Annotated in this window: 16 protein-coding genes and 2 pseudogenes; 3 read left to right on the forward strand and 15 right to left on the reverse strand. The window is 29.7% G+C overall.

Features of this window, described 5'->3' with window-relative positions:
• Positions 1–13 precede the first annotated feature (13 nt).
• The 7 genes from AGR56_RS06125 to AGR56_RS06150 form a co-directional block, all read right to left on the reverse strand.
• A complete protein-coding gene (locus tag AGR56_RS06125; protein ID WP_053241524.1) occupies positions 14–730 on the reverse strand; it encodes a JAB domain-containing protein in 717 nt (238 codons plus the stop codon).
• Entirely contained in the window at positions 731–961 is a 231-nt protein-coding gene (locus AGR56_RS06130) for a hypothetical protein (RefSeq protein WP_053241525.1), read from the reverse strand.
• A 31-nt stretch (positions 962–992) separates the two neighbouring features.
• Positions 993–3,656, reverse strand: a complete 2,664-nt coding sequence (locus tag AGR56_RS23290; protein WP_347460408.1) for a helicase-related protein — start codon at positions 3,654–3,656, stop codon at positions 993–995.
• A gap of 77 nt (positions 3,657–3,733) precedes the next feature.
• The gene (locus AGR56_RS23295) at positions 3,734–5,704 is read right to left on the reverse strand and encodes a hypothetical protein (protein WP_347460410.1); all 1,971 of its coding nucleotides are present in this window, start codon (positions 5,702–5,704) and stop codon (positions 3,734–3,736) included.
• Between the two features lie 263 nt (positions 5,705–5,967).
• A complete protein-coding gene (locus AGR56_RS23300; protein ID WP_053241526.1) occupies positions 5,968–7,527 on the reverse strand; it encodes a hypothetical protein in 1,560 nt (519 codons plus the stop codon).
• On the reverse strand, positions 7,520–8,509 hold the full coding sequence (locus tag AGR56_RS06145; RefSeq protein ID WP_053241527.1) for a ParB/RepB/Spo0J family partition protein: 990 nt from the start codon (positions 8,507–8,509) through the stop codon (positions 7,520–7,522). The genes AGR56_RS23300 and AGR56_RS06145 overlap by 8 nt, the downstream gene beginning before the upstream one ends.
• Positions 8,506–9,291, reverse strand: coding sequence for a ParA family protein (locus AGR56_RS06150; RefSeq protein ID WP_053241528.1), 786 nt, complete (start codon positions 9,289–9,291; stop codon positions 8,506–8,508). The genes AGR56_RS06145 and AGR56_RS06150 overlap by 4 nt, the downstream gene beginning before the upstream one ends.
• Positions 9,292–9,469: 178 nt before the next feature.
• On the opposite strand from AGR56_RS06150, the gene AGR56_RS06155 reads away from it, so the two are divergent.
• On the forward strand, positions 9,470–9,685 hold the full coding sequence (locus AGR56_RS06155) for a helix-turn-helix transcriptional regulator (protein WP_053241529.1): 216 nt from the start codon (positions 9,470–9,472) through the stop codon (positions 9,683–9,685).
• A gap of 128 nt (positions 9,686–9,813) precedes the next feature.
• Here AGR56_RS06155 and AGR56_RS06160 read toward each other — a convergent pair whose 3' ends face one another.
• From AGR56_RS06160 to AGR56_RS06180, 5 genes are all read right to left on the reverse strand, one after another.
• A complete protein-coding gene (locus tag AGR56_RS06160; RefSeq protein ID WP_053241530.1) occupies positions 9,814–11,601 on the reverse strand; it encodes a hypothetical protein in 1,788 nt (595 codons plus the stop codon).
• On the reverse strand, positions 11,591–12,052 hold the full coding sequence (locus tag AGR56_RS06165; protein WP_053241531.1) for a hypothetical protein: 462 nt from the start codon (positions 12,050–12,052) through the stop codon (positions 11,591–11,593). Before AGR56_RS06165 ends, AGR56_RS06160 begins: the two co-directional genes overlap by 11 nt.
• On the reverse strand, positions 12,042–13,382 hold the full coding sequence (locus AGR56_RS19395) for an SIR2 family protein (RefSeq protein WP_084757129.1): 1,341 nt from the start codon (positions 13,380–13,382) through the stop codon (positions 12,042–12,044). The genes AGR56_RS06165 and AGR56_RS19395 overlap by 11 nt, the downstream gene beginning before the upstream one ends.
• A gap of 241 nt (positions 13,383–13,623) precedes the next feature.
• On the reverse strand, positions 13,624–14,970 hold the full coding sequence (gene rlmD, locus AGR56_RS06175; RefSeq protein ID WP_053241532.1) for a 23S rRNA (uracil(1939)-C(5))-methyltransferase RlmD: 1,347 nt from the start codon (positions 14,968–14,970) through the stop codon (positions 13,624–13,626).
• A 126-nt stretch (positions 14,971–15,096) separates the two neighbouring features.
• Entirely contained in the window at positions 15,097–15,396 is a 300-nt protein-coding gene (locus tag AGR56_RS06180; protein WP_053241533.1) for a hypothetical protein, read from the reverse strand.
• 134 nt (positions 15,397–15,530) lie between these two features.
• Here AGR56_RS06180 and AGR56_RS06185 point away from each other — a divergent pair, with 134 nt between their 5' ends.
• Complete coding sequence (locus tag AGR56_RS06185; RefSeq protein WP_053241534.1) at positions 15,531–17,417, forward strand: LTA synthase family protein; 1,887 nt, start codon at positions 15,531–15,533, stop codon at positions 17,415–17,417.
• An 89-nt stretch (positions 17,418–17,506) separates the two neighbouring features.
• Positions 17,507–18,263, forward strand: a pseudogene (locus AGR56_RS06190) (TSUP family transporter).
• A 104-nt stretch (positions 18,264–18,367) separates the two neighbouring features.
• On the opposite strand, the gene AGR56_RS06195 reads toward AGR56_RS06190, so the two are convergent.
• The 3 genes and pseudogenes from AGR56_RS06195 to AGR56_RS06205 all read right to left on the reverse strand — a co-directional run bounded on the left by AGR56_RS06195 (position 18,368) and on the right by AGR56_RS06205 (position 20,268).
• Positions 18,368–19,498 (reverse strand): hypothetical protein, encoded by a 1,131-nt coding sequence (locus AGR56_RS06195; RefSeq protein WP_053241535.1) that lies wholly within the window; start codon positions 19,496–19,498, stop codon positions 18,368–18,370.
• A gap of 21 nt (positions 19,499–19,519) precedes the next feature.
• Positions 19,520–20,023, reverse strand: a pseudogene (locus AGR56_RS06200) (HAD hydrolase family protein); the annotation flags it as partial.
• On the reverse strand, positions 20,011–20,268 hold the full coding sequence (locus AGR56_RS06205; protein ID WP_053241537.1) for a hypothetical protein: 258 nt from the start codon (positions 20,266–20,268) through the stop codon (positions 20,011–20,013). The pseudogene AGR56_RS06200 and the gene AGR56_RS06205, both read right to left, overlap by 13 nt.
• Between the last annotated feature and the right edge of the window lie 103 nt (positions 20,269–20,371).

A 20,371-nucleotide genomic window follows, 5' to 3' on the forward strand; every position in this document is an offset into this window, starting at 1 on the left:
CCTATAAATAAAGTTAAAGCTCCAATTCCTCGTCTAACTGAGAATTGAAGCTTTGATTTTCTTCTAATATATTTTTATTTTCTATTTTTATTGGTTCATAGCTAGCTAATTCATTTATAGCTTGTGGCATATAACCTTTTTCAGCCATAGAACAAAAATTCACTCCTGCAACTATTATATGATCATGGATTTTAATATCTAAGGGATGAAATATATTTACAAGCTTTTGTGTTAATGCTTTATCCTCATTGGATGGGGAATTAGAACCTCCTGGATGATTATGTGCTAATATCATTGCTTTGCAGTCACAAGCTAGAGCTTCTTTTAAAATGTCTCTTGGATAAATTACTGCTTGAGCTATATTACCTTCTGACATTATTTTTGTCTGAATTATGTTGTTTCCATTATCTAAAAATGCCACCATAAATTTTTCTTTATCCTTTATACCACTTAATAATGGAATAAAGTAATCAGCTGCTTCTTTGGGAGATGAAAACTTAATTTTATTTTCACTTTCATGTACTTTAAGTAGGTTGTAAGAAGCTATAAATTCATTAAGCAGTCCTATTTTTTGAAGTTGCTTTTCATTTGGTTCTATAACTTTTGGATGCTCTAATATATTAAAAGGATTATTTTCTTTTGCATATTCTTGAATTTTCTTTATAGGAATACCTGTCAAACTGGTTAAGCCTTTTAAAAAGTTATTAGTATAGGGCATATTCTTATCCATTTACACCGCACCTCCCATATTTTCTATAATCATCCCTAAGCTTTCTAATTTTTCATAAATCTCATAAGAAAGCTCCATTTTGTCATAGTCTTTTAGGAAATTATCTACTCCATAGTTTTCAATATAACCTGTTATTTTTTCTTCGGTGTCTATATCAAGTTCTAAAAGTTGTGCTATTAAAGAACTTATATATTTATAATTATCTCTGTTTATTCCTTTATTTTTATTCACTTACCTCACCCCATCTTTTTCAAAATCTTTTTTACATTGCCATTTCATCATATTCCTGTTCTTTTAACCCTTCATTTTCCTCACATTCCTTACTTAATGCATCTTCATCTACTATAACTTCATTGTCTTTTTTATTAAGATCCAGTAATGAGTTTAGCTCAAATTGTCTTGATAGCTTTTCTTTTAATGCTTCTTCATAAGGAAATGGTTTTTCATATTCTATCTTTGACTGTTCTAAGTTTCTTTTATATTCCTCAATCTTTGTTTCTATATTCTCCATTTTGCTTTCAAGATTATTTAGTACATTTTCAATTCTAAGCATATTTCCATGAGCACTATCTCCAAGGTCTACCGTGTATTTTAAATTACCATGAATTAAGAGTTCATGCTTTTCATAGAAGAGATTTTTTCTAAGTTTTAATTCAAAACCTTTATAACTTCCTACATGAAGCTCCTCACCTTTAGGTATCTTCTCATAAAGACTCTGAAGCATTGTTCCTGCTTTTTCTCTTTCATCAAATAATTTACCATTTATAATTATTGAAAACTCCTTACCATCCTCCATATTTCTTTTATCAATATCCTTAATAACACATTCAAGCTGGCTGTTAGCTTCACTAATAAGTTTTGGATATTTGAAAGTGAAATTATCTTGAAGGGTATATTTTTGACTATCATAGGCAGCTTTTAAAACTCTTAGTCTTGATACTTCATTATCAATATCCATCTTTTCCTTTATTAAGGGATTCCCAGTAGCTAAAGCTTTAACTTCTGCATAGGACAGTACTGTTTCATCTACATCTTCACAGTTTCTTGCAACAGATTTGGAAGTCATTATCTGCGATATGAACTTTTGTTTTTGCTCTACAATCTGCCAAAGGTATGAATCAAAAGTATCTTTGGTAACATATCTATAAATATATACCTCTGGGTTCATATTCCCCTGCCTTAAAATTCTTCCTTCACGCTGCTCTATATCACTTGGTCTATAGGGACAATCTAAATGATGAAGTGCAATTAGTCTGTCTTGAATATTTGTTCCAGTTCCCATTTTAGGTGTACTTCCTATAATTATTCTTTTATTTCCGGCCCTCATATCAGAAAATATTTCTTCACGTTGTATTTCATTTTTAGCATCGTGGATAAAGCATATTTCATTTTCAGGAATTCCTTTATTTATTAGTTCTGCTTTAATTGAATCATAAACAGAAAAACGCCCATCTGAATTAGGCGTTCCAACATCACAAAATACTATTTGAGTTCCTTTTATACTTTCTGATTTTTTGTATTCTTCATAAATATTTTCAATGCACTTATTAACCTTTGAATCTGTCTCATTTATTGCTTCTTTATTGATAAGCCTTGGATCAGTTCCCAAAAGTCTTGCTTCATTAGTTATCTTAAGCATATTATCTACAGAAGGATCAACCATGCCATTTCTAATTCTTTCAGCTCTTTCAACATAGTTTTCCATTTCATGTTTTATAAACTCACTTGGCTCTGAAGATACTAAAATATATTTATCATCTTTAAGTTTTGGCACTGGAAGCTTTAACATATCTGAGGTTTGAACATCTGCTATATTTTTAAATAAGGTCATTAGTTCTGGAAGGTTTGTAAACTTTGAAAACCTGCTTCTAAACCTATAGCCTGTACCTTCTGGAGCAAGTTCTAATGAGGAAACCACTTCGCCAAAGCTAGCAGCCCAGGCATCAAAATGCTGTATTCCTCGCCTTTCAAGTTCATGATTTTGAAGATACCTCTGCATTACATACATTTCTGTCATAGAATTTGAAATAGGAGTTCCTGTAGCAAATATTACTCCCCTGCCTTCATTTATCTCATGGATATATTGGCATTTCATAAGCATATCACTGGCTTTTTTAGCTCTTGTATTTGATATTCCAGCCACATTTCTCATTTTAGAAAATACTGCACAGTTTTTATAATAATGTGCTTCATCTACAAACATAGTGTCAATACCAAGCTCTTCAAAGTTTATAACATCATCCTTTCTTGATTCATCCAGAAGTCTTTTAAGTTCACTCTCTAAACTCTTTTTAAATTTCTCCATCTGCTTTACGGACCAGTTTTCTCCTCGCTCTCTTTTAGTAGCTTCTATGGCATAGGTCATTTGCTCAATTTGATAGTTTAACATCCTTTCTTGTCTTTTCTTTGAAATTGGTATTTTTTCAAATTGAGTATGACCTATAATTATTGCATCATAAGCCCCTGTTGCAATTCTACTTACAAATCTTCTTCTATTTTGTTTTTCAAAGTCTTTCTTTGTAGTAACTAAAATATTAGCTGAAGGATATAATCGTAAAAACTCTGCTCCCATCTGCTCTGTTAAATGATTAGGTACTACAAATATGCTTTTCTTAGAAAGTCCTAGTCTTTTAAGCTCAATTGCACTTGCTATCATTTCAAAGCTCTTTCCAGCACCAACACAATGAGCAAGAAGTGTACTTCCACCATATAAAATTCTAGCTATAGCATTTACTTGATGCTGTCTAAGTTTAATATCTGGATTCATTCCAGGGAAAATTAAATGGCTCCCATCATATTCTCTAAGCCTTATGTTATTAAAGTTTTCATTATAGAATTCAACATACTTCTTTCTTCTGTCAGAATCTCTAAATATCCAGTTCTTAAATTCTTCTTTAAGCTGATTTTGCTTTTCTCTAGCAAGCATAGTTTCCTTTTGATTAAGTACATATCTTACAGTATCGCCTTCTTCTATTCTGTCTTTTACTGTAACAGTTCTAAGGTTTAAGGTTTCTTCAATAATGTAGTAGCATTAAGCCTTTTAGTTCCAAAGGTTTCTGTTGCTGCCACGGAATAGCCATCTATACCTTTGTTTTCAATAACCCAAGATGCATTAAAATTATTATAATGAACTTTTATTTCATTGCTGCTATAACGAGAACCTGAGTTTTGTGCATACTTAGGAGTTCCTAAGGTTTCATAAATAAATTTTTCTATATCTCCTTCTTCAATCCATGTTGTTCCAAGCCTTATGTCAATTTCACTAGCCTCTAAATTTACTGGCTGAACTTTTTCTAAGGCTTCTACATTTTGTGTAAAAAGCTCTGGATTAGTTTCAGCATAAAGCTTTGCCAATTTTAATTTCTGCCTTACATTACCGCTTAAATATTCATCTTGAGTTTCCCAGCCTTGAAGTAAATCATCTTTATTATATTTTTCAGGATTTAAGAATATCAGACCTTTAAGTTCATTTATAATGTTTTCTCTTGTGCTATCATAAATTTCTAGCATTAGAGATAAATCTACCGTTCCCTTTTCATTTAAACTTACTGTAAGAGCTTCAATGGCTGTATCAACTTCTGTTATTTTTTCAAGAGGACGTATAGTTTGTTTAGTAAACATATCAGCTTTAGTAACTTTTTTATTTTCATCTACTACCTCAAGAGAACATAATAGAGGATAATCATTGTCATCTCTAAAAGCTGTGTTATTGGTTCTTGCTGTTATATATCCATAATTTTTAACAAATGTATCATACCTTTTATTCAATATTTCCTGCTTTTCTTTTAACTCTTCTTGGGTGCATCCATTTGTTTGAATATCTATTATTTCTCTAGTGATTTCCCTTATAGCATGGAGACCTTTTATCCTTTCTAAAGTCTTTCCTGTAGCTTCAATCTTTCTCATTACAGCATTTTCTCTATAATATAACTGATTCTCTATAAAGGTGTAAGTGTAGTTTCTAACATTAGGATCAGCAGGAATAAAATCTTCCGCAGCAGCTTCTTCTCTTTCAAAACTTGTTATGTTAGCATTTAGATTTCCAACTGCTTTATCTAAAGCTTCACTTAAATCAAAATTCTCATCATCATTAACTAAGGCTGTGTATTTACTACCTTCACCAAACATTCTCTGATCAAAAACCATTTTTCCAAGAAGCATTTCTGGATTATCAAGGAAGTATTCATTTATAGGCACTCCATCTTCTGTTTTTGATACATGAAGCCAATTTTCTTCTGTAACTTGTACCCTTTCTCTCTTTTGAAGAAATATAATATCCGCAGTAACATCTGTATTGGCATTTGATTTAAAGGCAGTATTAGGAAGTCTTATTGCTCCAATTAATTCTGCTCTTTCAGCAATGTACTTTCTTACACTGTTGTTTTCTTTATCCATAGTCCCTTTAGAAGTTATAAAAGCTATAATTCCACCTGGTCTTACTTTATCTAAAGTCTTAGCAAAAAAGTAATCGTGTATTAAAAAATTATATTTATCATATTTAGGATCATGAAGTTTATAATCTCCAAAGGGAACATTACCTATAGCAACATCAAAGAAATTATCTGGATAGTTATTTTCTTCAAAGCCTTGTATTTTAATATTCGCCTTTTGATAGAGCTGCTTTGCTATTCTTCCTGAAATATCCTCAAGTTCTACTCCATATAACTTAGAATCTTTCATGCTGTCTGGAAGCATAGAAAAGAAATTTCCAACTCCCATGGAAGGTTCTAATATATTACCTGTTTTAAATCCAAAGTTCTCAAGTGCTTTATATATTCCTTCAATCACTGTAGGTGAAGTATAATGAGCATTAGGTGTAGAAGCTCTTGCAGATGCATATTCTTCAGGAGAAAGTAGTGCTTTTAATTCTGTATATTCACTATTCCATCCTGTACTATTAATATCAAAAGCTTGAGCCATACCTCCCCATCCTACGTACTTAGCAAGTATTTTCTGTTCCTCTGGTGTTGCCAATCTATTTTCTTCTTCAATAACCTTTAAAGTTTTAATAGCTTCTATATTGTTTCTAAATTTAGTTTTAAGTCCTCCAACTCCAATTTCATCATCTGGACTATAGCTGTAGTTTATTTTCTCAGCTTTTTCTTTAGTTTCAGATTTTCTATGTACTTCATTGTTATTTAACCACCCTAAAATATTAGTTTCATAATTTTCTATGGCTTTATTTTTATAATCTTCCCATGTTGAATTTTTACCTGTAGTTATATATTCTGTATTTACTACATTGATGCTTCTGAATTGATTAAAGAGTTTATTCTATTTACAGCATTATTAATCTCAAATTCATTATAAGTAATATCTTTTATTATTTTATCAATTACATTTTGAATTTTTTCTAACTTGCTTTCTATATTTACTTCTTCTAATGCTACTTGACTTGTAATAAAGTTTGATATATTTTGTAAAGTCTTTGAGTAAAGGTTCTTTTCTAATGGTTCTTCAAACTCTACACTTTTATAATAATCAGCATTTAGTGCTTTTAGCTTATAAATAACCTGCTCATAGATTTTATCTTGAATATCGCCTTTATTACTAATATCTTCATTTTTATCATTTTTAGTATCTTCTATATTATTAGCTTCCTTATGCTTATTTTCAGACATTAAAAAAGAGCCACTTTTTTTTTGTGACTCAAAAATATCTATTTGCTTTATCTCATTTTGTATACTATTTCGTGAAGAACTATCTCCTCTGCTGTTTCCTTTATTCTCTTCCTGTGCTTGAAGCTTTCCATTGTATTCTCTGGATTCATTATTGGATCTGTTTTCAGCATTTGCTCCATTAATACTTCCAGCCTCTGATATGCTTCCTCGTTCACCTGATGCATTTTCTCCATTAGCTCCCCTTGTGCTAGAAGTAAGCTGTATCTGCTCTGATGATTGTTCTTTAGATAATTTAATGCCATCTGACCGTACTTCCCTAAAGGTTTCTGATCTACTTCCTTGTTCCTGGATATTTGTATCTCTGGATAAAATATTCCGTCTATCTCCTTGTAACTTAAGTTTAAGTTCTCTTTCATAATTTTTTTCACTCCTTTGCTCTTTTATTATTTTTACTATTTCACTTTCAAATTCTCTAAGAATTTGCTGAGATATATTGCATACAGAATTTCCAAGTCTAAAAGTTAATGGCAGCGTATTAAAATGATTTATTACTCTAAAGCTATTTTCATTGTAAAAGTTTGAAACTTCTATTCCACATCTTTTTGCCAACATGTAACTTATACTTTCAAGAATAGTTTGAGTAAAACAACTTATAAACCCTTCTTCTGGTAAACTTTCAAGCCACGTTTCTTTAATATCCTGTTCATAGCCTTCTAAAATATTATCAAAGCTTTCATTAACCTTAATATCTGTAAGCTGTAATATCAATTCTTCAATAGAACTACAATTTAACTCATATTTTTCATTTATATTTTCTAAAAGTTTTTCACTAATAGCATCGCTTAACTTCCACAGCTTAGGAATGGTATGAGGTTCTCCATTAGTATCTTTAATATCAAATAGATAGGTTAACCTAAGAGTTGGCATAGAAGTATCAAAAACTGCTATGCTTCTTGTTCCTCTGTTTACATATCTTCCTATTTTTTTATTCCAAATTTCCATAGTAGCAACCATTGTTGCGTCAGGTCTTTGAGCATAAATTAAAACTGCATTATCAAAGTTATATTTATAAATTTTTGCTGCAAAGTCTAAGAATTCTTTCCATTCCTTTTTATTGCTTGTAACTATTCCTGTTACTTTTTCGTAGATTTCTCTTACCTCTGTTAATCTACTCATCTAGTACCTCCTTCCCCTGTGTTTCAAAATATAGTTTTAAAGCCTTATCAATAATATCTTCAATCTCTGGCTGTTTAACTTCTGGTGCAAAATATTTGCTTATTAGTTTTGGCTTCAATTTTATAGCAGTAGGTTTATTTGATTTTGTTTTTTTGTTAATTTCTCCTGAAAGAATTGAATAAGCTGTTTCTTCGTTTAGTTTTCCCTTTTCTGAGTAATCCCTAAGTACTTCGGCTTTTTTCATGTCTAATTTAAAATTGTTGGAGTTTAGAATTTCGTTTATAATTTGCTGCTCTTCTTTTTTTATAAATGATATTGTTACTGCTGTCATAAATGCAATTTCATCAGCATCAAGTCTATTCATTAAATCACTATCTAATTCTCCAAGCCTAACATATCTGGCTATCATATTTCTTGAAAGATTATAACTTTGAGCTAATTTTTCATCTGTTCTTAACTTTGTCTCAACTTGGCACAAGGTTGCTTCATCTTTGATATTATAAGGGTTTGCAAGCTTTTCAATTTCATCTAAAAGGTCATTTCTTTTTCCTTGCTGCTTCATGGCTTTATATCTTTGTGATATTGCAGCTGTTCTCTCTGAATACCTTAAATCTGCAAAAGAACGTTGAATTAAATTAGTTTCAGTAACAATTAAAGTAGCTTCATCTTCAGTAAGTCCTTCCTTAATAACCGCTGGTACTTTAAGTATTCCTGCAAGTTTTGCAGCATTTACTCTATTGTGACCAGATAGGATCTGATAACTTGTACCTATAGGTCTTATAACTATAGGTACTATAACTCCAAACTCCTTAATACTTTCTACCATATCATCTAATCTTTCACCTTCATACAGCTTAAAAGGGTGATTACTAAAAGGCACAAGTTTTTCTATTTCAATCTCTGCTATTCCTGAATTAGTTTCTTGTTCAGATGAGATATCTCCAAACATATCATCTAAGCTCATTAACTTTCTCTCACTCATATTGCAGCCACCTCCTTAGCAAATTCTCTATATGCAATGGATACTTTATTTTTAGGATCATATTCTATGGTACTCTTACTTTTCATATTAGCCTCGCCAACCTTAACTGAAGTTGGTATCTTATTCTCAAAAATATTTATTTTACTTCCATAAGCATCTTGAATTATTGATAACACTTCTTTTGAAAGCTTCATTCTTTCTGAATACATTGTTAAAAGTATTCCATCAACCTCAATCTTAGGATTTATCCTCTTTTTAACTCTTATAATATTCCTAAGAAGTAACTCCAAGCCTTTAGCTGAAAGATATTGAGGAGTAACAGGAATGATCACACTATCACAAGCCGCAAGAGCATTTATAGTAAGCATTCCAAGTGATGGAGAACAATCAATAATAACGTAATCATAATCAGTTTTCACTTCATCAACTATAGATTTTAAAACAAGTTCTCTGCTCATAACATTAACAAGTGCTATTTCAATTGCTGATAGCTCTAAGTTGCATGGAATAATATCAATATTTCCTGATGTAATAATATACTCTTCCTTCTTAGGTAAGCTTTTTTCCTCAATAGCCTGCGACATCAAATTATATATTGTTGTTTTTATACTGTCTGTATTGTCATATCCAAAGCATACTGTTAAACTGCTCTGCGGGTCGAAGTCTATAAGCAATACCTTCTTTCCCATTTCTGCTAATGCATATCCTAAGTTTAAAGTTGTTACGGTTTTAGCTACACCTCCTTTTTGATTCACGATAGAAATTACTTTACTTTTACACATTTTTACCCTCCACCTTTATAAATTCATTTTTCCTGCTTTTCTAATTCACACTATTTAATTTAATATTACACTTATAAATGTAATTATTCAAGAAGAATCTTTTTTTATCAATTATTTTTCTTATTATTGAAAATTCACATTAAAAAGTGTATATTTAAATTTAAGGATGGTGAATCACATGCAATTAACTATGGGTGAAAAAATTCGTATTTTAATAAAAAGAAAAAATATTACTATATCGGAGCTTGCAAGATTAATTGGAACTACTAATCAAAATTTATCCAATAAACTATCACGTGATAATTTCTCAGAAAAAGAGCTCCAGCAAATTGCTGAAGCTCTTGGTTGTAAATTTGAAGGATTTTTTGTTTTTGAGGATGGGCAAACTATATAAAAGTCATATATCAACTATTTAAATTTAATTCATTTTTTGATATATCTATTAATCCTTTTAAGCTTTCATTGGGATTTACCCTTCTGAAAACAAATTCTTTACATGGCTTATTTATTTTAGGAGGTGTATTATCTATAATAAATATTTTGGTTATCATCAGAAAGTTCAACCAAATACTTATATAGTTCATTGTAAGTTTCAGGATCAATACTATCTTTTGAATCACTATTGGTTCCTATATTATTGCTTACTGTGTCCAAAAATAATATTCCTGGATGGCAATTATTTTCTTCTTCTATATTCAACTCTAAAATTGCACCTAAGTAAGCTATTTGCATACATAATAATAAGCACCCACTAGTATGTTTCAAAACACTAATACCATTGTAATATGGTAAATAAGTTTCTTTACTAATATAACACTTATCTTCTTGAGTATCTGTAAAGTTAAACCTACTCATTGATCTCCTATACTTTTTGTTTAATTTCTCAAGTATTAAGTCTTCTCTTTCAGCTAATTTTAATAATTTATCTTTCTTTTTATTCAATCTATCAATTTCTTTATTCAACCTGTCTAAGTTACTTAGATTCTCTTTAACCTCATTATGAATATCAATCAGCGAGTTTATCTTATTTTTTTCTGTAGTATAATCTTTAATCATTGAATTAATGGATTCAATCTCAGCTAAATAAGGTGTTTCAAGGTTATCTTGATATTCATTTAAAGCCATTATATATATTTTCTTTTTTTGGTATAGTTTTCCCAAGCTATTTGTAATTTTTAAAACCTTATCTTTGTCTATGGAAATTAAATCATTTAAAGTTTCAATTTTATCTTGAAGCTGATTTAATGCTTTTTCAATTTCCTCATTATTATCTTCTGTGTCACTTTTTATCGAAACAACATTATGACAAAGAGGACATCTTTCACTATGTTCTATAATTTTAATCTTTTTCATTGCTTCTAATGTGGCCATTAGTTTTGACTTTTCTTCATTATAGTCTATCAATAAAATTTCCTTATTTTTTATTGATAGTTCAGTAGTGCTCAAAATACTATTTTTCTCAAAAATTTGTTCATCTATTTCCCTGATATCTTTTTTTAAATCAGAGTATATTTCAGATTTACTATTCCTATTTTTCTTTATTACAGCCTTTTTATCATCATTTAAATTGTTAATTTTATTTTGTATTTCATCCCTATTGGCTATAAGTTGTTCCAATACAACGGCTTCTCTTTTATCTAAATAATCTTCTAATCCATCATTTATCTTTTCAAGTTTATTCAATTCATTTTGATTTACCTGTATAGATTTATTTATTTCTTCTAAATCTGGAATTACTAAATCATTTATTATTTTAAATATTTCTTTATTCTTTCCTGATATAAATGTATTATTGTGTTGTAAAAATTGATTTGTTCCAAGCTCTCCTTGATGTATAAATACAAATCTCATAAAATCCCTAAATGACAATTTTTCTTGGTTTAGATCTTTAGTACCAGATTTTTTCCTTAAAATAAAATGCAATGGTATTTGAAATTCTTCTGCAAAAAAATCATTTGCATCATCAACTTTTTTTCTCCAAGGCGAGTATTCTTTGTATTCATTATATTTGCACAAATAAATACTTATAATATTTCTATCATGCTTTAAATTCCTATTTATAGTATAATTTTTCTCTCCTGCTTTTATCTCTAAAAATACTTCATCACAATAATCGCTTAATTCTTTTTGTACTGTTAAATCTATTAATTCTGATTTACTGCCTAAACAATAAGCTATTAAATTTAATACTAATGATTTACCTGAGAATCCATCTCCTTTGATTAATATAAGCGATTCATCTATATCTAAAGTTCGTTTATATTTTTCACCACTAATAATTAATTTCTTCAACCTTAATTTAGTCTTCATTTCCTCTCAAAACTCCTTTTTGGCTTTTTGCACTAAATTTCTTAAACTGAATTAAGTATTCTCCCTTCTTTAACTCATTTATATAATATTCATTTTCAAGCGTCTCAACTGTCTTTTTCCCTATTTCACTTAACTTAATATACATTTCATTTTTCTTATCAAATTTTTCTACTCTGATTTCTACAAAATTTTGATTTGATAAAATTATTAAATCGTTTCTAATCTTTTCTTCTGATGCCAAATAGTTGTTTTGGATGTATTTTTCATTAATATAATAATTATCACCGTCTTCATTAACAGATGAAATTAGAGTAAAATAATACAATAGTTCTTCGAAGACAACGCCTTTCCTTTTTTTATTATTTAAAAAGAGGATTATTAATATTTGCATACACTCTATATACTTATTTTCAAATAAATATTTTAAATCTATTGGTAATTTACTTTTCATGGAATCTCTTTTCCCCCCACCACACTTCTTTCTCTGTATTAGAGTCATCTGCAGCAACATGTATAAATCCTTGTTTATTTATTTCATTAGGCATATTTTCTTCATTTATTTTATTTTTAAGCTTAGAATATTCTAATTTACTTAATGAATTATGTACAGCTTTTAAAAAAGCATCACTATCCTTATTTTCTGCAAACTCATTTATCAAAACTTCCTTATACTTCATATATGACAAGTCTAGAAGATGTTTTGCAATTTTATCATTATTTTTTATACCTGATTTTTTCAACCATCTAAAATACTGTTCTGCTGTAAAGAAGCATTCCTTACTATAGTCAACTTTAAGTTCTTCGATTTCTTCAATCCTAAGTTTTTTACAAAATAAATTCTTTTCTAATTCCTTTTTCTTTTCATTGTTAGGAAGTATATCTAAAAACTCTTCATCCAATTCATCTGTATCAAGTCCTTGCTTTGCTTCGATATTATAATCATCATTTGAACATATTGCGGTTAAAATTTTTCTTATCTCCTCAGAATGGGAAGATTTACTTGGATCATATGATATTGTTTCAATATTATAATTTTGCTTAAGCCATTTAACATTCTCCATAGTTGGGTTTGCCAATATAATATAATGCTTGGAATTAAAAAATTCATTATTATCCTTAATTATTTTTTGGATAAAAATATCATTAAAAGAAAATCCGATAAACAAAAAAGTCTTCACTCCTGTAAATATTGAAAAAAGTGTTTTATACTTATTATCGTTATATAATTCCTTATATTTTTCTTCACTTATAACTATACTACTACTATCACTTATATGCCCATGTAAATGAAAAATCCTCTTGTTCCCTTTTTCTGCAATTAATTTCTGCATATTTGAATTAACATCTTTTAAATTTACAGGGATATAATTAGTATCTAAATACCTCTGCAAAATGTGATCATAGTTAGTTGTGAGAAATATATCAAATCCATATTTAGATAAATCTGAATAATTGTTCTCTCCATCATTTACCTCTTTTAATATATTTGACTTTATTGTATTCACAATATATTCTTGAATATCTTCTTCCGTTCGATTTAAATATTTTTTAATTATTCTTACTGCTTCCCAATAGTCATATTGATTTAAGCTAAAATCTAACATTTGAATAAATGATGTTCCATTTACATTTTCTATTCCCATATTTATAGCACAATCACGTATTAGTTTTCCCCAATCTGGTATATTAAAAGGTATAGATAGACCTGCTCCTATAAATGGTATAATATTGTGCTCATTATATAACTTTTTCAATTCCTTTATAAAATTATCATTACTCATCTTATCCCATCCCAAATAAACATAATATAAACAAATTATAGCATTTATATTAATTTCTATCAATTTGAGAGAAATTAAAAAAGCTAAGGATATTCTCCAAAGCTTTTTCTTATTTTATATCTACTTACACCATATCAAATCCCCACTCTAACCTTAACCCCCTGAATAACCTCTTTATTTTTAAAATCATCACCATTTGTGTTAAAGTTATAAAAGCTTGCAAAGTGAGTAAATTCAATGATTATAAGAAATCCTTGCGACGTATTCCTACTACGCACTCCACGTGCCCAGTTTGTGGGAACATATCCACCACTTTAACCTTCTCCACACTATACCCCTTAGCAAGAAGCACGCCAAGGTCATCCACAAGTGTTTTTGGGTTGCAGGAAACATAAACTATAGTAGGAGCATTAAATTCTATGACATATCGCATAGCACTCGGATGAACGCCAGGTCTTGGAGGATCAAGAATTATAGCATCTGGCTTATCCTTGATCTCTGTTATAACCTTTGCAACATCGCCTGCTATAAAGGTGCAGTTTGAAATATTGTTAAATGCTGCATTTTCCTTGGCTGCCTCTACTGCTTCTTCTATTAATTCTATGCCTATTACCTTTTGTGCACTGGAGGCTGCAAGCTGACCTATAGTTCCAGTACCACAGTAAAGGTCAAAGACAGTTTTGTTTGAGGCGTCGCCCAAAAATTCCATTACAGTGCTGTATAGCCTTTCAGCACCCTTAGAATTTGTTTGGAAAAAGGAAAATGGAGAAATCTTAAACTTAAGGCCAAGAAGATTTTCTATTATGTAATCCTTACCAAATAATACATTTATCTTATCAGCACGAACCATATCTGCAAGACCATCATTTACAATATGTAGTATTCCTTTAAGAGTACCTTTGTAGTTTATGCCTTGAAGTTTAGAATTAATTTCTTCTAAATCAAAATCAATTTGAGAGGTTGTAACTATTCCAATTAGTATTTCACCAGTGTTCTTAGCCTTTCTTACTAAAAGATTTCTAAGATAACCAGTGTGTTTTAAAACTTTATAGTATGGAAGCTTTTTTTCTCTGAAATAAGTTACAACTGCATTCAAAATAGTGTTAAAGTCATCATCGACAATTTTGCAGCTACTTGTATTTATTATAGAAAAGCTGCTGTTTTTTGCGTGAAGACCAAGAGTAAGTTCACCATCCTTTTCAAGATCGCCAAAGGTGTACTCCATTTTATTTCTGTATTCAAAAGCCTCTGGACTGCCAAGTATTCCTTCATATTTAAAGCCTTCTATGTCTGCTTTTTTAAAAAGATCAAGAACCTGTTTTTCTTTAAGCTTAAGCTGATCTTCATAAGTTAAAAATTGATATATGCAGCCGCCGCAGTTTCCAAAATCAGAACATGCAGGCTGTACTGCTTCTGGTAAATTTTCTACAACTTGAAGCAGCTTACCTTTTGCATACTTTTCACGCTTTTTTGTTATTCTGGCAGTTACTTTTTGTCCAGGAACAGCTCCTTTTATATATACCTTTTTATCATCGCACATTGCTATTCCTTCAGCTGGAAATTCTATATCTTCTATTAAAAATCGTATACTCCATTCTTTTTCATGTAATACTTACTCCTAATTTAACTTTATTTTGATATTTTAAATCCACCTAGTATATACCCAACAGTAGCATTTTTCTTTGAACCTAGCATTATAAGTGTATATAATATGTTACATATTGCATAAATCAAGAAATACATTGCAGTAACATCTTTTATATAAAAATAGAACACATTTTTTAAGTACAAATCCTGTAATTAAAAGAAGTATGCCTGATAATGCAAAAAGCACAACTTGGTCAACAAATACTGAATAAATAACTCTTGGAAATGGAATTTTTTCTGAAGTAACATCGGTTAGTTCCTCTAACATTTCTTCTGTTGCTTCCTCTTTTGACTCTTGTTCAGATTTATTTTCTTCTAAAACTTCATCAGGAGCTTGTTCCTCTGAATATTTATTTTCATCTGACATTTTAATTCCTCCTAAATGTATAATATAATATTAATAAATAGCACATGTTTTATTATGCACCACTATGCTTTATATGTAAATACACTTAATAAATTATTTACTTTATATTAAAATTTTGGTCTGGAGGCACAACAATGAACAATAATTCAAATAAGTTAAAAATAAGTCCGCTAAAACTTTTACTTAGCTACATTGACATTTTTCTTTTTTTAGCAATACTCACCTTTAAATTGGTCATGTGTGATAAGTCAATTTCACCTGAATACTTCGATTACAAGCTGGTAATCAAACCAATCATATATTCAATTATATGTTTAATAGGCATTTCTTTAATTTTCAAAAGCAAAGGAAGAACCAGATTTTTATACATAGCAAACATAGTAATAAGCTTAATTCTAATTGCGGATACCGTTTATTTTAGATATTTTAAAGATGTAATTTCCGTTGGGGTACTTAGAAATGGCGTTATGCTAGGTGGTGTAAAATCAAGTGTGGCAGATTTAATAAAAGCAAAAGATTTTTTATACCTTGCAGACGTTTTTATCCTCATACCACTTCTAATACTTTATAAAAAATGTGATAGAAACCAAACACCCATTTTAAAAAGACTTGCCTCTTTTATAATTGTTTTTATCATAGGAATTGTTTTAAATGGACTATCAATATATAAAATGTCTGTTGAGCAACCAAGACTTATAACAACAATGTACAATAGAGTATATATAGCAAAGTTCTTAGGCGATATTAACTTTCACATACTGGATATATACAATGTTGCTTCAAACAAAATTATGAGCCTAAAAAAAATATCTCCTGAAAAAGAAAATAAAATAAAAACCTATTTAACTAAAAACAGTTCTACATCTACAACTAATATGAAAAGTATAGGAAAAGGCAAAAACCTTATAATGATTCAGGTTGAAGCTTTGCAGCAATTTGTCATAAATGCTAAAGTAAACGGTCAAGAAATAACTCCAAATTTAAATAGATGGCTTAAAAAATCTCTATATTTCGATAATTTCTTTTACCAAGTTGCCTCTGGTAACACCTCTGATGCAGAATTTTTGACAAATAATTCTCTATACCCCGCTTCTTCTGGTGCAGTATATTATATGTATGCTGGAAACACTTACAGTTCCCTTGCAAAAGAAATGAATGATAAAAATTATTATACTTCTGTACTGCATGGATATAGAGAAGGCTTTTGGAATAGAAATGTTATGTATAAGGCTGAAAAGTTTGATGACTTTTGGGGAGAAAAATCATATAATTTAAATGAAACTGTTGGGCTCGGTTTAAGTGACAAATCTTTTTTAAATCAATCTTTCACAAAGATGCAAAAGTTCAAACAGCCATTTTACTCATTTTTAATAACCCTAAGCAGCCATTATCCTTATGATGATGTTAAAGGCTATGGTAATGATCTTAATGTAGGATCACTTGAAGGTACCCTTACTGGCAATTACCTTAAAGGCATACATTACACAGATGCTCAACTTGGAATTTTTCTTGATAAGCTTGAAAAGAGCGGTATGCTGGACAATTCAATACTAATGCTTTATGGAGATCACTACGCTATACCTAAGGATAAAATTAATGAACTTTACAATTTTGAAGGAATAAAAAAGCCTACTGACCTGGACTGGTTTCAGCTTCAAAAGGTACCAATGTTAATGCATTTTCCAAAGGATCAATATAAAGGTGCAAATCATTCCTATACAGGACAAATTGATATATATCCAACTATAGCAAATATGTTTGGTTTACCTGAAAAATATTTGCTTGGACATGATTTATTTAATACGAAAAATGAAACTGTAATGTTTAGAAATGGCTCCTTTACTGATGGAAATACATTTTATATATCCTGGACTAACACCTACTACGATATAAAAACAGGCAAAGCAGTTCCAGAGACTAAAAAACTTAAAAACCTCAAAGACAAAACACTATTAAATCTTCAGTATTCAGATGACATATTAAACCACAATCTTATAAAAAAATTTGAAACTGAAAAATAATATGCAAAAGATAGGAAGTGCTAATTTTGAACTATATTTTTAATTTAAGCAGCATCAACGCTATATACCTAAATCACACTAAATTCTCTATAAGTATAATCATATTTCTCTTTTTAGCCTGCTTTGCAGCCGCAGCCGTGGACTCCATTGCAGGAGGCGGCGGTCTTATAAGTCTCCCCTCCTACATACTATGTGGCATACCATCGCATATAGCTTTAGGTACAAATAAATTTTCTTCAACCTCAGGTGCGATTGTCAGCGGCTTTCAATATTTTAAAAACGGAAAAGTTAACTTTAAGCTTTTAAAATACCTTATACCTTTTTCGTTTATAGGCTCTATGCTGGGAGTGTATACAGTACTCAAAATAAATGAAAATTTGATTAGAATCATTGTACTTATATTAATATTATTTGTTGGAATATACAGCTTATTTTCAAGAAAGTTAGGAATGGAGGACAACTTCAAGGGTATTACCAGAAAAAATATATTTCTAGGAATACTCCTTGCCTTTTGCCTTGGATTTTACGATGGCTTTTTTGGTCCAGGCACAGGTTCCTTTCTCATATTTGGAATGATAAAAATATATGGCTATAACTACATAAATGCAAGTGGAAATTCAAAAATCTTAAATCTTACTAGTAACGTGTCTGCACTCATAATATTTGCACTGCACAGCCAAATTTATTTTTATTTGGGACTTATAACAGCTTCTGCAATGATTTTAGGTGCTAACTTAGGAACTAAAAATAGCACTAAATAAGGGAAGCAAACTCATAAAACCTATATTCATATGCATGTCTTTAGGTGTTGCTGTAAAAATGATTTATTCACTGATTATTCAATAAAAACAGAAAACTTATTTATAGATAGACAGCATGAAATATTGAAATTGCTAATACTAAATTCATTCATATAAACTTGGATTTTACAATCTCTAGTTTCTAGCTGTTTATTTATAATTGTACCATTTGTTTATTACCTTTGTACTTTCACTACTTGGATAATACATTTTATCACTGCTCTTATCACCTACAGCAAATATTGAAAAACCTAGGAACCACTTTTCGTATTCAAAATTCATTCTATATGCTTCAAAACAATTTGCCTGCTCCTGACCATTTTCCTTTGATACTATTTTTTTACCATCTAGTACTTTTACAGGCGCAGGATTCCAAGGTTGAATTGATGCACCGGTTTGTCTTGGAAAACCCAGTTCTCCAAAGAAAATTGGCTTTTTCCACTTATCATGAAAATTTTTTATCTCTTGTTTGACATTTTGATTTCTATAGTATATTTCTGTTTTATTAATTGCATTTGAAAGTTCTTCTACAGAATTTGTTTCCCTATCGGTAAGCTCAAAATAAGCTGATATAGATATAAAATCAACTTTAGAGAACAACTTATTATTAAGTTTTTTATTGTAATTCTCCTGGGTTTTTTTATCCCATGACGCCGTGTACCAATATGGTGTTCTATATGTAACTAATCCTTTATAATATTTTCTAACAAAATTTATTGTATCGCACCAATAATTTTGAGCATATTCAATATAAACATAATTAGATGCGACATTCATAGCATCTACGTGATACGGAACTGCTATATCATCAATAAGTTTTTTTAATACATCATTCTTCCAATTCCAAAAAAAAGTATTAATTGATTTTGGTTTCCAACTAGTTTCCTCAAGTACTCCATTTGCTATCCATGGATATGGTTCTAAAATAACATTTATGCCCTTTTTATTTAATTTCTTTATAAGCTCTATGGCTTTTTCTTCACTTTCTTCATTTACCTTCATAGTATCTGATTTAAGATTTTTTATATCTACAATGACAGGTACATTTACAGTGTTTAAGTGAAATTTATCTACATCACTTATAGCTTGGTCAATTTTATAATCTGTTGAAAGATTAGCTGACTTTATTTTGCTTTTAAACTCCTTATTTAAAGTTTTGCCTTCAAATTTATTTAACTTATTATTAAAGTATCCCCTAGTATCCGGATTTTTATAGCATATTACTCCTGCAATAAAAATAATAATAACAAACAAAACACTTATTTTTTTAAGTTTCTTCATCAAAAATTCTGCCTCTCTAAATTAAAAATAATTACTTATACATTCATTTAAAACATCCATCTTGTTGCTTTTTTCTATATTTTTTCCAGCTTCTGCACTTTCTTCATCAACTGAAATTCCAAGACCAACTTCTTCAAACAAAGAAACATCCTTAGGATATTGTCCTATAGCTATAAAATTTTTCAGATTCCACTTTTTCTTTTTTGCAAGGCATCTTAAAGTTATCCCTTTATCAACCCTTGAATTTATAAAAATCACTTTATCTTTACAAATGCGTGAACAGCACTCCAAATAGTGCTTTGAAATAAACTTTGATAGCTCATTCTTAATTTCCTCATTTGATGTATACATAATAACTTCTAAAACACTAGGACAATCAATCATTGGGCAATTGAGCAAAAAGCTTTTCACTTCTACTGACCACTTTTCATAATTTATTTTTCCATTATCCGTAATAAGTTCAAAACATATATCCCTTTCTTTAGCCCACAAACAAAGCTCCTTAACGGTTTTTATAGACAAATGAAAGTCAAAACTATATTCACACTGAAACGGCGAATAAACTTTAGCCCCTCCATAACTATAGCAGGTTCTTTTATATGAAGATCGCGCATCGCACTTTCCACAAGCTTAGGATCACCATCTGTGTATAGTACTACAGGTATATCCTTATCAACTAAGCATTTTAAAACCTGAATTTTATTTATAAATTTATTTTTATCTAAAAACTTGAAATTATCAATATCAAGTACTAGTCCACTGTACTCCATGTATCTATACCCCCATTAGCATACTACATTTAAATATCTAAAAATACTCATTTTTACATTATATTACTTTTCACTTAAAAATATACAAAATAGCTTGTTGTTT

The sequence above is a fragment of the Clostridium sp. DMHC 10 genome (assembly GCF_001270375.1).
GTDB classification, from domain to species: Bacteria; Bacillota; Clostridia; order Clostridiales; family Clostridiaceae; genus Clostridium_S; species Clostridium_S guangxiense.